Annotated in this window: 15 protein-coding genes; 6 read left to right on the top strand and 9 right to left on the bottom strand. The window is 69.0% G+C overall.

Annotated elements, in window-relative coordinates; translation table 11 throughout:
- Window positions 1-668: 668 nt before the first annotated feature.
- From FEK34_RS17030 to FEK34_RS17020, 3 genes are all read right to left on the bottom strand, one after another.
- Entirely contained in the window at window positions 669-1,706 is a 1,038-nt protein-coding gene (locus tag FEK34_RS17030; protein WP_138448785.1) for a HAMP domain-containing sensor histidine kinase, read from the bottom strand.
- Window positions 1,703-2,386 carry a response regulator transcription factor gene (locus FEK34_RS17025; protein ID WP_138448784.1) on the bottom strand — a complete coding sequence of 228 codons (684 nt, stop codon included), beginning with the start codon at window positions 2,384-2,386 and terminating at the stop codon, window positions 1,703-1,705. The genes FEK34_RS17030 and FEK34_RS17025 overlap by 4 nt, the downstream gene beginning before the upstream one ends.
- An 85-nt stretch (window positions 2,387-2,471) precedes the next feature.
- The gene (locus FEK34_RS17020; protein WP_036536874.1) at window positions 2,472-2,747 is read right to left on the bottom strand and encodes a hypothetical protein; all 276 of its coding nucleotides are present in this window, start codon (window positions 2,745-2,747) and stop codon (window positions 2,472-2,474) included.
- A gap of 160 nt (window positions 2,748-2,907) precedes the next feature.
- Here FEK34_RS17020 and FEK34_RS17015 point away from each other — a divergent pair, with 160 nt between their 5' ends.
- From FEK34_RS17015 to FEK34_RS17005, 3 genes are all read left to right on the top strand, one after another.
- Window positions 2,908-3,507, top strand: a complete 600-nt coding sequence (locus tag FEK34_RS17015) for a hypothetical protein (RefSeq protein WP_212748775.1) — start codon at window positions 2,908-2,910, stop codon at window positions 3,505-3,507.
- 464 nt (window positions 3,508-3,971) lie between these two features.
- Window positions 3,972-4,529 (top strand): copper chaperone PCu(A)C, encoded by a 558-nt coding sequence (locus FEK34_RS17010; RefSeq protein ID WP_138448783.1) that lies wholly within the window; start codon window positions 3,972-3,974, stop codon window positions 4,527-4,529.
- Window positions 4,522-5,733 carry a Dyp-type peroxidase gene (locus FEK34_RS17005; RefSeq protein WP_138448782.1) on the top strand — a complete coding sequence of 404 codons (1,212 nt, stop codon included), beginning with the start codon at window positions 4,522-4,524 and terminating at the stop codon, window positions 5,731-5,733. Before FEK34_RS17010 ends, FEK34_RS17005 begins: the two co-directional genes overlap by 8 nt.
- Window positions 5,734-5,787: 54 nt before the next feature.
- Here FEK34_RS17005 and FEK34_RS17000 read toward each other — a convergent pair whose 3' ends face one another.
- The 4 genes from FEK34_RS17000 to FEK34_RS16985 all read right to left on the bottom strand — a co-directional run bounded on the left by FEK34_RS17000 (window position 5,788) and on the right by FEK34_RS16985 (window position 8,843).
- Window positions 5,788-6,138, bottom strand: a complete 351-nt coding sequence (locus FEK34_RS17000) for a hypothetical protein (protein ID WP_036537461.1) — start codon at window positions 6,136-6,138, stop codon at window positions 5,788-5,790.
- 954 nt (window positions 6,139-7,092) lie between these two features.
- The gene (locus tag FEK34_RS16995; RefSeq protein WP_138448781.1) at window positions 7,093-7,704 is read right to left on the bottom strand and encodes a class I SAM-dependent methyltransferase; all 612 of its coding nucleotides are present in this window, start codon (window positions 7,702-7,704) and stop codon (window positions 7,093-7,095) included.
- 178 nt (window positions 7,705-7,882) lie between these two features.
- Window positions 7,883-8,188, bottom strand: coding sequence for a hypothetical protein (locus FEK34_RS16990; RefSeq protein WP_138448780.1), 306 nt, complete (start codon window positions 8,186-8,188; stop codon window positions 7,883-7,885).
- Between the two features lie 61 nt (window positions 8,189-8,249).
- Window positions 8,250-8,843 (bottom strand): HdeD family acid-resistance protein, encoded by a 594-nt coding sequence (locus tag FEK34_RS16985; protein WP_138448779.1) that lies wholly within the window; start codon window positions 8,841-8,843, stop codon window positions 8,250-8,252.
- Window positions 8,844-9,080: 237 nt separating this feature from the next.
- Between FEK34_RS16985 and FEK34_RS16980 the strand changes: the two genes are divergently transcribed.
- Window positions 9,081-10,064: a glycosyltransferase family 9 protein gene (locus tag FEK34_RS16980; RefSeq protein ID WP_138448778.1), complete on the top strand. Its 984-nt coding sequence runs from the start codon at window positions 9,081-9,083 to the stop codon at window positions 10,062-10,064.
- On the opposite strand, the gene FEK34_RS16975 is transcribed toward FEK34_RS16980, so the two are convergent.
- Window positions 10,046-10,387: an ArsR/SmtB family transcription factor gene (locus tag FEK34_RS16975; protein ID WP_249359309.1), complete on the bottom strand. Its 342-nt coding sequence runs from the start codon at window positions 10,385-10,387 to the stop codon at window positions 10,046-10,048. The two genes, FEK34_RS16980 and FEK34_RS16975, sit on opposite strands and share 19 nt — an antisense overlap.
- A 258-nt stretch (window positions 10,388-10,645) precedes the next feature.
- On the opposite strand from FEK34_RS16975, the gene FEK34_RS16970 reads away from it, so the two are divergent.
- Complete coding sequence (locus FEK34_RS16970; protein ID WP_138449104.1) at window positions 10,646-11,263, top strand: M23 family metallopeptidase; 618 nt, start codon at window positions 10,646-10,648, stop codon at window positions 11,261-11,263.
- 188 nt (window positions 11,264-11,451) lie between these two features.
- Window positions 11,452-12,549 (top strand): hypothetical protein, encoded by a 1,098-nt coding sequence (locus tag FEK34_RS16965; RefSeq protein ID WP_349292436.1) that lies wholly within the window; start codon window positions 11,452-11,454, stop codon window positions 12,547-12,549.
- On the opposite strand, the gene FEK34_RS16960 is transcribed toward FEK34_RS16965, so the two are convergent.
- Window positions 12,500-12,823 (bottom strand): hypothetical protein, encoded by a 324-nt coding sequence (locus FEK34_RS16960; RefSeq protein ID WP_138448776.1) that lies wholly within the window; start codon window positions 12,821-12,823, stop codon window positions 12,500-12,502. The two genes, FEK34_RS16965 and FEK34_RS16960, sit on opposite strands and share 50 nt — an antisense overlap.
- Window positions 12,824-13,039: the final 216 nt, after the last annotated feature.

The raw sequence follows: 13,039 nt of genomic DNA, 5'->3' as shown, positions 1-13,039 counted from the left end.
AGCAACAGCCGCCGGCGACGAAACCGCACCGGACGCGGGCCGATCACCCGCCGCACCCGCCGCTGCACCAGCCGAATCCGGCACCGTATCCGTGACATCGTCCGACGCAGCCCTCACCGAATCTTCCTTCGCGGCCATCGCACCGACGGCGTCGGATCCCCGCAACGCCTGCGACGCCGGATCTTTCGGCTCAGGTGCTGCGGGCTCGGGCCCGTGACCGACGGTCGACGACGGCTCCACCGGCGCAACCACCACCCCACCGTCGGACGCTGCCTGCGCGGCGACGGCGTCAGGCCCTTGCGACGCCCGCGAAGCCGAGTCCTGCGACCCGCGTAGGTCAGCCATCGCGCCCGGGCTCACCGTCGATGGCGCCTCACCTGGCGCTACCGCGGCCGCCGCGGATGGGTCGACAGCGTCGGATCTGTGCGGCCGCTGCGCAGCTGTGTCCGCCGACGTGGGCGCTTCGGGCTTCGCGCCTGGACCGACCGCCGACGACGCATCCACTACCGCGTCGTCGGCCGCCGTCGGCGCATCGACGGCGCGGGAGTGGTCCGGCATCGCTGTGGTCTTGTCGTCGGGCTCGAATTCTTTGGGCATGGGTGTCCCCTCCTGTGGGTGTGCGGGATCGCCCCGGGACCAGGCCGGTCCGGGGTGTGGGTGGGTACGGGTCAGTGGCCGGGCAGGATCACTCGGATGCGGGAGCCGGGGTCGGCGACGGCGATGGTGCCGCCGTGCAGGTCGACCACCCAGCGGGCGATGGCGAGGCCGAGGCCGGTGCCGCCGCCGTCGGCGCGGCCGCCGCGGGTGAAACGGTCGAAGATGTGGGCGCGTTCGGCGGTCGGGATGCCGGGGCCGTCGTCACCGACGTCGATGACGACGCGGTCCGGTTCGCCGCTCACCTCGATGCGCACCTCACCACCGGCCGGGCCGTGCCGCGCGGCGTTGTCGAGCAGGTTGAGCAGCACTTGATGCAACCGTGCACGGTCGGCGAACACGCACACCCCGCCGGGACGCACGTCGGTCCGGAACCGCACCCCGCGGCCGAGCGCGGCGGTGGTGACCTCGGCTTCGGCGACCACCTCGGCCAGCAGCGGCTCGATCGGGAACCGTTCCCGGTCCAGCGGCAGGGCACCGGCTTCGATGCTGGACAGATCGAGCAGTTCGGTCACCAGCAGGCCGAGTCGCTCGGTCTGCGCGAGCGCCGTGCGCAGGGTGCGCGGATCCGGTTGCGACACACCGTCGACCAGGTTCTCCAGCAGCGCGTTCAAGGCCGTGACGGGCGTGCGCAGTTCATGGGAGACGTTGGCGATCAGCTCGCGACGCTGCCGGTCGGCGGCGGCCAGATCCGCGGCCATCTGATTGAACGCCTCGGCCAGCTCACCCACCTCGTCACGGGAGCTGGCCCGCACCCGGCGGCTGTAATCGCCATGCGCCATTCGTTTGGCGGCCGCGGTCATCTCCCGCAGCGGCCTGGTGATGCCGTGCGCGAGCACCTGCGAGGTGACCAGGGCGATCGCGGTGGCGGCGAGGGTTGTGCGTGGCGGTAGCCAGCCGATTTGCAGCCGGAAGTAGCCGAAGGCCACGCCGCCCGCGCACAGCATCAGGATCGCCAGTTTCAGTTTGATCGAGCGCACCGGATCCAGCGGCCGCGGCAGCGTGTCGGCGATCCGGCGGGCCAGCTGCCGCCACCGATCGGCGCCGGTCATCGCGCCTCGAGCGCGTAGCCGACGCCGTGCACGGTGCGGATCAGGTCGGCGCCCAGCTTGCGGCGCAGCGCCTTGATATGGCTGTCCACCGCGCGACTGCCCGCCGCGTCGGCCCAGTCCCATACCTCCTCCAACAGCCGTTCCCTGGCGAGCACCGCGCGCGGACGGCGCGCCAGCCGCGCCAGCAGATCGAATTCCAGCGGCGTCAGCTGGGTTTCCACCCCGCCCCGCCACACCCGGCGCTCATCCAGGTCGATGCGCAGGTCACCGACGACGAGCGCGGCGCCGTCTCCCCCGGCGCTGCGCTCCACCCGCCGCAGCAGCGCGTGCACGCGTGCGGTCAGGATGCGCAGTGAGAACGGTTTGGTGAGATAGTCGTCCGCACCGACACCGAGCCCGACCAGCTGGTCGGTTTCGTCGGTGCGCGCGGTGAGCATGAGCACCGGCACCGGGTGCGCGGCCTGGATGCGCCGGCACACCTCGAGCCCGTCGAAGCCGGGCAGCATCACGTCGAGGACGACCAGATCCGGCCGGCGGGCTTCGGCGGCGGCGACCGCGGCCGGTCCGTCGTGGGCGAGTTCGACGACGAACCCCTCCGCCCGCAAACGGGCGCCCACCGACTCGGCGATGGTGATCTCGTCGTCGACCACCAAGATCCTGCGCGCCGCACTGTGCTCCATGCGGGCTTACATTAGCCAGCGGCTGTGGAGAGATCCGGGGCCAATTGTGGAGATTCGGTGAGCGCCTGCGCCCGATTCGGGCGGTTCAGCCGATCAGCGAGTTCATCAGGGTGCCCGCGCTGGTGGCGATGACGCCGCCGAGCATCCCGCCGACCACCATCTTCGGCGAGGCCAGCGAGCCGTTGTTCCACTTCTCCCAGGCGAAGCGGCCGCCGGCCACGGTGATGCCGAGAACGCCCGACAGCAGCACGAACCAGGTGAAATAGCGCACGAGCTTGTCGATCTGGTCGGAGATCGGCGGCGCCTGTGGCGTGGGATCGGCCACTTGCGCGACGAACTCGTGAACTGCGTGAAGGACCATCATGCTCACTCCGTGAACGAATGCTCGTCTGATAGTGAAGCAATTGATACCTGACAGCTATCGCGACCGAAGTATCCAGCGTGCGGGGTTGCGCCGTCAAGACCTCATCGTGACCTGATCCGAGCATCGCGCGGGCTACGACTGTCCGTAGTATGGGTGGGTGCGTTCGTCCGGGTCGGCAGTCGCCTCGTTGCGGGGCGCGTTCGTCGGCTCCGCGTGCGGCGCGGTGAGTATCGCCGCCCACGCGCTCGGCGGCGGTGTCGTCGCACCGGGATCCGCCTCGATCACCCTGCTGCTCGGCGCGTGCGCGGTGATCGGCACGCTCGCCCGGGCCCTGCCGCTGCGGCCCGGGCTCGCGCAGGTGATGCTGCTGCTGACCGCGGGGCAGGCCATCGGCCATCTCGCCCTGACCGCCGGGCCGGGCCACCACCACGGATCGCACTCGGCCGCGATCATGCTGGCCACCCACCTGGTCGCCATCCCGGCCGGCGCGGTGCTGATCCGGGGCGCCGAACTCGCTGTGCGGCGGTCGTTGTCGAGCGTGCGTCGCGCGGTGTCGGTACTGTGCGCCGTGCTCGCCGGTCCACCGCCGTGGGCGCCGAGTTCTCTTGCGGCGGGCAGTGATCCGCTGATTCCACCGCGCCTGCTGCTCACCTCCGGTCGCGGTACGCGTGGGCCACCTGTTGCGGCCTGGCAGTTCCCAGCGTCGATCGCGACGTGCGCCGGCACGCTCATGCGTGCGCCGACGTACACGTGGTGAGTCACGTTGACCAGCACGCGCTACGCAGACCGGTGACCCGCACCGTATCGGTCGCTGAAGCACGGCGCGGATAGCCGGAACCACACCGCCACCAACACGGATCGCTGAACAGGACCGGCAGCAGCACCGTACCGGTGTCGGCACGGCCGCGAAGCCGCCGACCGGCTTCCTCCGCACTCGCTGAATCCTTGTCACCCGGCGGATTCAGGGACCGTGCTGGGCGGCGGCGCGACAGGTGCGCTCGCTCGCGGGCTTCATCGAGCTGCGTACACAGCGCGCATCCACTGAGGCCCCGGGACGTTCGTCGCAAGCCCCGCAGGACCGCCTGCCCCCGGGCGGCGCACGAGGCGAGCCGCACGGCAATGCCAACGTCCGGCCAACGTTCGCATCCGCCCGGATCGCCCAGGGAACCACCCCGCACATCCACCATCCACCATCCACACCAACCCGTACAGGGAGATCCCATGTTCCACATCGTTTCCGCGCGCTCACGCCTGCGCCGCGCGGCCGCCACCGCCTTGGTGGCCGCCGCCCCGCTGGTCGCGCTCGGCTGCTCCGGCGATTCCGGCGCACCGGCCGATGCCGCTTCGGCCGTCACCATCACCGAGCAGTGGGCCAAGGCCGCCGACAGCGGCATGTCGGCGGCCTTCGGGCAGCTGCACAATGACGGCGACGAGGACGTCACCGTCGTCTCGGCAACCAGCCCGGCCTCGGCCACCGTCGAATTGCACGAGGTTGTGACCGGCGACGACGGCGTCAAGGTCATGCGCCCGAAGGCGGGCGGGTTCCGCATCCCGGCGGGCGGCGATCTCGCGCTCGAGCCCGGCGGCAACCACATCATGTTCATGGGTTTGCGCGGTCCGCTGCGCACCGGTTCGGAGGCGCCGGTCACGCTCACCTTCGACGACGGCTCGACCACCACGTTCACCGCGCAGGTTCGCGACTTCCCTGGTAATCAGGAGAATTACGAGCCCGGCGGCGAGCACGGTGACGGCGCCGCGGCGCCGGGGCACGGTGGTTGAGCCGGCCCGCGCCCGTTCCGTCCGGCTGAACCGGCGGCGGCTGCTCGGTGGCGGTGCGGCCGCCGCGGGCGTCGCCGGTCTCGGCCTCGGCGCGGCCGCGTTCACCACCCACCGCGACGAGCCCTCGCCCGTGGCCTCGGCGGTCGAGCCGTTCTACGGCGAACACCAGGCCGGGATCGCGACCACACCTCCCGCGCACGCGGCGTTCGTGGCACTGGATCTGCGGCCGGGCACCGACCGTGACGACATCGTCGGTGTGCTGAAGATCTGGACCGAGGACGCGGCGCGGCTCACCGCCGGTCGCCCCGCACTCGGTGACACCGAACCGGAACTGGCCGAACGGCCGGCGCGGCTCACCGTCACCGTCGGGTTCGGCCCGCGCGTGTTCGACGTGGCCGGACTGGCCGACCGGCGCCCGCAGTGGCTGAAACCGTTGCCGCCGTTCCCCATCGACCGGCTCGATCCCGCCTACGGTGACGGCGATCTGCTGTTGCAGATCTGTGCCGAGGAGCCGACGACGGTCGCACATGCGGTCCGGGTGCTCTGCAAGAGTGTGAAGTCGCTGGTGGCGGTGCGCTGGGTGCAGCGCGGATTCCGCGACGCCGCACCGGGCGCCACACCACGCAATCTGATGGGTCAGGTCGACGGCACGGTCAATCTCGTCGCGGACACACCGGATTTCGAGCGGCTGGTGTGGGATGACGGCGCCGCTCAGCCATGGCTGGCGGGCGGGACGTCGCTGGTGTTGCGCCGGATCGCGATGACCCTGGACACCTGGGATGAAATCGACCCGGAGGGCAGGGAATTGACGGTCGGGCGGCGGTTGTCCAACGGTGCGCCGCTGACCGGGACGAGCGAGTTCGACGAACCGGATTTCGCGGCCGTCGACGGCGACGGCATCCCGGTGATCCCACCGTCGTCGCATATCGCTCGCGCCCATCACACTCATGACGGCGAGCGGTTCCTGCGTCGTGGGTACAACTACGACGATCCGCCGCGTCCGGGCGAGACCTCGAACTCGGGGCTGCTGTTCGCGGCCTATCAACGGGACGTGACGGCACAGTTCCTGCCGGTGCAGCAGCGTCTGGCCGAGTTCGACGCACTCAATGTGTGGACGGTCCCGGTGGGTTCGGCGGTGTTCGCCATCCCGCCGGGTGTCCGCGCGCCCGGCGGGTATCTCGGGCAGACCCTGTTCGAGCGGTGAGCGCACGGTTCCCGGTGCCGGTACGCCCGGCGCCGGGAACCGGCCGCGCCGAACTCAGGTCCAGAGCGCGGCGATCAGCACATTCAGGATCGCGAGCCCACCGGCGGCATGCGTCATCCACGGCACGGCCTTGCCGCGCTTGGCGTCGGCGCGGCTCATTTCGGCGAACGCCGCGACGAGCACCGAGATGGCCAGTTTGAACCCGATCTTGACCATGTTGAGGTCCTTGTCGAGTGAGTCGATCGACTCCGCCAGCCCGACCAGGATCACACCGGTGATCAACTGCAGCCGCGCACCCCACACCATCAACTCCGAAACCACGGGTTGACTCGCGGCGTAACCGCCGACGACCGCGGCCATTCCGAGCAGATGGGTGACAACCACGATGTTGTAGACAACGTCCATAGCGCCCAACGCTAGCCGATGAGACGCGCCTCTACTACGTCAAGTCGTATTTTCGCGGACGCGGCGGCCCGCACCCGTCCGCGACAGACCGGTCGGCCGTCGAAAGAGCTCGCCGACCTGCGCAGAAGCGGGAATAGACCGGCCGCTTCGCCGCATCGCAGTCGCCGACAACACCATGTCGAGGTCCACCGGCCCAGAGCAGCCGACAGCCCGCCGGAGATCTCCGGCGGGCTGTCGGCAAAGCAGTCTGCGTATTACTCGGCCGAGAAGCTGGAGAGCCCGCCGAAACCGCTGAAGATGTCACCGAATGCACTCAGAAGGTCTCCGAGGCTGCCCAGGTCCACTGAACCCATTTCCACTCCTATCCGTGTGCGAAATGCGACGCTCTTGCACCGCCGCACACCATTGGTAGTGACGTTATTTAAACGTGATTCATTATTTATCTTAACGTTATCCACATTCTGGTGAACTCGAGTTGAACTCACCTGTTGCAACTCGCTGGCCTGCGAATACGCGACAAATAACACTCATGTCGATCTAGAAACGGTTGACCCAGTGCCGCCAAATCGCACAGACCACACCGGCCGGCCGCATCGGAGGAACTATCCGGGCAGGTCAGAACGATCTCTTCCGAGTCGCGCCCTGCGCTGGGACGAAGCCGACCACTGGCACGACCCAAAAGATCAACAATTTGTCATATCCCGGAAAAAGCGATCCGCACCAGCTGCCGGATGAGCCTGATAACCCGTTATTACAACCGGCGCAACTACCGAAATACCGCCGCCGGGAACCAGTTCGAAACCCTCGGTCCAGGGTCCGCTCCGCTGCGATCCTCAAAACTACTGGAATAGCGCAGATTTCACACGACCCCGAAATAGTCGCCCGGAACGGACCTTCCCGCATCGAACTCGAATGGCGAACCGCCCGCGGATATTTCACCACCGCGACGGCACCTCAGGCGCGGGTGAACACGGCCACCAGAAAATCGGAGTCGTCGCGGAACGGGCGCAGATCCCAGGTCGACAGCCGCAGATCCGTTGCCAGGCCCGCGGCCTCGGCGTCGGCGAAGAACTCCTCGAACGGGTAGCCACGTTCGGCGCCGAATCCGATGACGGCCCGGCCTTCCGGGGCGAGGTGGCGGGCGAAGCCCGACAGCACCGGTCGGCGGGTACTCGGCGCGAGGAAGGTCATCACATTGCCCGCGCACACGATGACGTCGAAGCTCTCGGGGATGCCGCGGGCCGGCAGATCCAGTTCGGCCAGGTCGCCGACCAACCAGGTCGGGCCGGGGTGGTCGTGTTCGGCCGCCTCGATCAGCACCGGGTCCACGTCGACGCCGACGACCACGTGACCGGCATCGTGCAGGTAGCCGCCGATGCGTCCGGGCCCGCATCCGGCGTCGAGCACCCGCGAGCCCCGGCCGAGCATCGCATCGATCAGCCGGGCCTCCCCCACGATGTCCTGCCCCTGGGCGGCCAGGCCGCGGAACCGCTCGACGTACCACGCGGAGTGCGCGGGATCGTTGGCCGTGATCTCCTCCCACTGGCTCGGAACACGCTCACCCACGGATGGCTCCTTCTCGATGGTCGGCTGGTCCTGCCACCGTAGCCCTCGCGACCGCGCACCCACGCGGCCACCCGCGCCAGAGTTCACGGGCGCGGGAGATGTATGCCGTCCTACCCGGAAACGCGCGTGGACCCCGCGAGAGATCGCGGGGTCCACGCGGAATTCGGTGGTCCGGGTATTACGGCACCGAGACGCTGCCGCCGCTGGGGACGTAGCCGATGGTGTTGGGGTCGATCACGCCGAGGGCCTGGCCCGCGCAGTCGGGGCCCGCGTACAGCGTGATGGCCTGATCGGTGCCGTTGCCGACGGTGGTCTGCAGCGTCGTGTAGAAGCTGTCGCCGGTGTTGAAGCAGCCCACCGGGTTCGCGTGCGGCGCACCGTTCAGGGTCAGGGTGCCGCCCGCGGCGTGCGCGGCGCCCGGGGCCAGCAGGGTGATGGCACCCGCGGTGGCCAGCGCACCGACGATCCCAGCAGTACGAAACATTCGTGCCTCCAGTTCCTTTCGATGTCGACCCCCGACGTCGACCATTGACCCCGCGATTGTGTCATGCGACCGGCTGTGCCGGAACACCCAGATCCTTCGCGTCCTTACGCACCCCGAACGCGGTGATCATCTCCATGATCCCGAGCACGACCAGCCAGATACCGGCCACCCAGGCCAGCGTGGTGACCGACTCGACGGGCCAGACGATCAGCACGACACCCGCGATCGCGGTGATCACGCCGAAGAAACCCTGCCAGCCACGGCCCGGCAGACCCGGCTCCGAGATCGCGGCCATCGTCACCGCGACCCCGCGGAACAGCCAGCCGATGCCGATCCACAGACCCAGCAGCAGGATCGAGGTCAGCTCGTCGCGGAAGCAGAAGACACCGATCACGATCGACAACACGCCGCTGATGAAATACAGCACCCGCATTCCCGCGCTCGCCGGTGCCGCGAAGGCCGCGACCAGCTGCAACAGGCCGCTGACCACCAGGTAGATACCGAAGATGATGCCCGCGACCAGCACCGTCTTGCCCGGCCATACGAGGATCAGTACGCCGAGGACCACCGAGAGCAATCCGGTGACCAAGATCGATTGCCAGGCGGCACGCGCGAGGGTCTGCACCGGGCCCTGCGGGAGGATATTCGTCGTCATGAAGTGATGTTATGCCCGAAATCCCTGGTTCTCTGGGCATTTGCTCACCGCCCGTGCCCGCGCGCCGTCACCGCCGGTGGTGCGCACCGGCCACCGACTGTGACCGAGAACGCCGTGATGATCACGTTTGCCGCTGTACACGCCGGGTAATTGTGGGTCAATGGCTCTCGTCGTGAACGCCGTCAGGTGAGTCGAGTGGGTCGGGTATGACGAGTCTCGGGTGGCTAGGAGAAGAGGGTGTCGGTTGTTCTCGTGCTTCAGGCACGCGGTCTCGGTGAACTGCTCACCGCGGTCCCGGCGCTGCGCGCACTGCGCCGGGCGAGGCCGGACGACCGCATCGTCCTGGCGGCCCCGCATCGGCTTCGGCCCATCGTCGATCTGATCACGTCCGTCGACGCGATGGTCCCCACCACCGAGGGCGGCAGCCTGCGCTGGGACGGGCCCGCCCCCGATCTCGCGGTCAATCTGCACGGGCCCGACACCGAATCGATCGTCGAACTGATCAAGACGGACGCGCGCCGCATACTCACCTACGCCAATCCGGCCTTCCCCGAGTTGCCCGGCCCGCAGTGGGATCCCGATATGCACCTGGTGGACCGCTGGTGCCATCTGCTCGAGTTCGACGGCATCGACGCCGACCGGCGCAACCTCGGCCTCGTCCCGCCGGTGGCCACCACCAGCCACCGCGACGCCGTCGTCGTGCACATCGGCGCGGGCGCACCCGCGCGCCGCTGGCCACCCGACCGGTTCGCCGCCGTCATCCGGCATCAGTCGGTGCTCGGCCGGGAAGTCGTCATCACCGGCGACGAGTTCGAGCGCGAGATCGCCCTCGGCATCGCCGCGCGTGCCGGGCTGCCACCGCACCGGGTGCTGGCGGGCGAACAGAACCTCATCGAACTGGCCGCGACGGTCGCCGAAGCCGCGCTGGTGTTGTGCGGCGACACCGGCGTCGCCCATCTGGCCACCGCGTTCGGCACCCGCACCGTGCAGTTGTTCGGCCCGACTCCCCCGCGCCAAGCCGGGCCGCCGCCGCATCTGCTCGCCCGCCACGACGTGCTGTGGGCCGGTCAAGTCGGCGACCCGGATGCCGACAGCACCGATGCGGGCCTGCTGCGGATCGGGGTGAGCGAGGTGCTCGGCGCGATCGACGCCCAGCTCGGTAAGCACTCCTGGACGGGCAGCACCGGCGAACGTCCGCGCGCCTACCGCCGCGTCGGCTGAGGATTCTGTTCGTCCACGCTCGCGGTGTGCACCGCCGCGGAGTAGGCGGCGATGGCGCTGGGCCAGAAGCGCTCGACGTAGTCGCGGGCGTCGGCCAGCCCGCGCGGGTCCAGGAAGTACAGCCTGCGGTTGCCGTCCGGGCGCATCATCACCAGGCGCGCCTCCCGGAGTACACGCAGGTGTTGTGAGACCGCCGAGCTACTGACGCCGACGGCCTCGGCCAGCTCACCCACCGATAGTCGCGCATGCGGGAGTGCTTCGAAGATCGCCCGCCTGGTGGGGTCGGCGAGCGCTTCGAGGGCCCGAACTCCATTAGTCGCCACTAACACAGTGTGATCGTCGGGCGGTTTTGCCGTCAAATCGGCCATTTACCGCATTTGCCCAGCTCGACACGGAATATCAACCGTGTCGTTATCACTTCGTAATCATCGAACTGGGGTTATAGGCGCTGGTGATGGTAGCCACAGGATTGCGGAGCAGCGCCGGCGATCCCGTAGCTTCGAGCCATGCCCGTGACCGTTCCGTTACTTAATCGCCGTCCCGGCACACCGCGCACCGGTCGTCGCAGCGTCGCCACCCGCGTGGTGGCCGCCTCGACGGCGATCGGCGCCTCGCTCGGCGTGCTCGCCGGATGCACCGAAGAGAACTCGACCGAGGCCCTGCACTCCCCGCAGCTGGTGGCCGGCACCACCGACGCGACCTTCACCGCGTTCACCCCGCCCGAGGCCCAGCGGGCCCAGACCGTTCCGGAGGCGGTGGCCTGGGAACAGAACCGCCTCGCGATCGAATTCGCCCGGCCCAAGACCATCCGCCCAGTGGCGGGCCCGATGAGCTCCACCTTCGGCATGCGCTGGGGTGCGATGCACGCGGGCATCGATTTCGCCGACCCGATGGGCGCGCCGATCGCCGCCGTCACCGACGGTGTCGTGATCGAAGCCGGCCCGGCCAGCGGTTTCGGCCTGTGGGTGCGCGTCCAGCAGGACGACGGCACCATCGGCGTGTACGGCCATATGCAGGACATCCTGGTCGGCGTCGGCCAGCCGGTGCGCGCCGGTGACGTGATCGCCACCGTCGGCAGCCGCGGCCAGTCCACCGGACCGCATCTGCACTACGAGGTGCACGTGCCCGGCGTCGGGCCGATCGACCCGCAGCCGTGGCTGGCCGCGCGCGGGATCAGCGTCCACGGCGACCACTCCTGACACCGGCGGCCCCCATCGAGGGGCTGCGAAGAACTCACGGGGATGGCCCGTAGGCGAGAGCGCCTACGGGCCATCGTCGTCCTAGGTCCGCGGATGGGTCTGCGGGCGCGGTCCGATACTGCGGTAGGGGGCGCCAATAGCGCGTCGGCGTGATGTGGCCGGGTACTGCGAATTCGTAGTTTCGCAGCATGGTCACACCCGAGATCGCTTCCCCGGCAACGACTTCGGGCCGAGCCCACACCGGCCTTCCCGAGCGCGCAGCCCTGCACCGGCCACTGCTGGCGATGGTGGGCGTCATGACCGCCCTGACGATCGTCGCGGCCTGCGGCCTGATCGTCGACGACCGACTGCTGCTCGGGGAGTCGGTCTGGCTCAAACCGTTGAAGTTCGGCATCGCCTTCACCCTCTACGGGCTCAGCCTGGTCTGGCTGCTGGCGCTGCCGCACCGGGGCCGCCGTGCCACCTGGTGGCTCGGGACCGTCTTCGCGGTGACCGGTGTACTCGATGTCGGTTTCATCGCCGTGCAGGCCGCGCGCGGGACGTTCAGCCATTTCAACAATTCCGATCCCGATCCGGTGAACGTCATCGGTCAGCAGATCTTCGTCTCCGGTGTTCCCGGCCTGTTCGTCGCGAATCTGGTGCTGGCCGTGATCTTGTGCGCGCAGCGGCTTGTGGACCGGCCGACCACACGGGCGATCCGCGCCGGTCTCGTCCTGGCGGTCGCGGGCATGGCGCAGGCGTATCTGATGGGATACACCGGCAAGCAGCGTGTCGTCGACGCCGAGGGCAAGGTCGTGGAGTTGATGGCCGGGCACACCGTCATCGAGCCGGAGCTGCGCACCGAACTCGCCCGCGATGGGGCGGGCATGCCGATCACCCACTGGAGCACCATCGGCGGCGACCTGCGGATTCCGCATTTCCTCGGACTCCACGGGATCCAGGTGCTGCTGGCGGCGGTGATCATTTCGGCAGCACTGGCACCACGCGTCGCCTGGTTGCGCAGTGAACGCACGCGGACCGATATGGTCGGCGTGCTCGCCGTCGGCTACGCGGGACTGTTCGGGCTGACGTTCTGGCAGGCCATGCGCGCGCAGCCGCTGCTACGTCCGGACGCACTCACCGTCGCCGCCTTTTTCGCCCTGATCGTCGTAGTGGCCTGTCTGAGCCTGCTGGTGTACCGCCGCGGCCGCGCCCGCGCCGGCGGATCGAATTCGCGCAGATCCGAATCCGCGGATCTCAGCGCAGGCGTTCGGCGTCACGGGCGAGCTGGAGCAGAGTTTCACTGAGCGCGGCGAGTTCGGCCGCATCGGCACCCTCACCGATCGCGGTCGCCACATCCTCGGCCGCACACCGCGCCGCGAACCAGCGGTCGGCCAGATCGGCGGCCTCCTGTGCGCTCAACACCACCGAGTCCTCGGGAATCCCCGTCCCCTTCAAGCTGTTGCGATGTTCATAGGCCCGCTGGCGGCACGACTGACGGCAGTACCGGCGGCGGCGCCCGACCTCGGATCCCACGATTTCCCGCCCGCACCACAGGCAGGACAGTGACCGGCGCGACATGACCCGACACCCTAACCGCACCCGGCGACCCTCCGCACAGGGCACGCCGCACCGGCGACGGCGGCGAACAGCGTAGAATAGCCAGGTTCTCCCCCGCAGGGAACGAAAGTAGCCCACCACACGTTCACAGAGCACATGGTGTTCGCGCCGGTCGAGCCACGCCGGGCGCGAACAACCCCAACCGGTTCCGCGCATCCGTGCGCGTTCGGCCGGAAC

It is taken from the genome of Nocardia cyriacigeorgica, from assembly GCF_005863245.1.
In the GTDB taxonomy this organism is placed as follows: Bacteria; Actinomycetota; Actinomycetes; order Mycobacteriales; family Mycobacteriaceae; genus Nocardia; species Nocardia cyriacigeorgica_C.
This window is presented reverse-complemented; position numbering and strand designations above follow the sequence as displayed.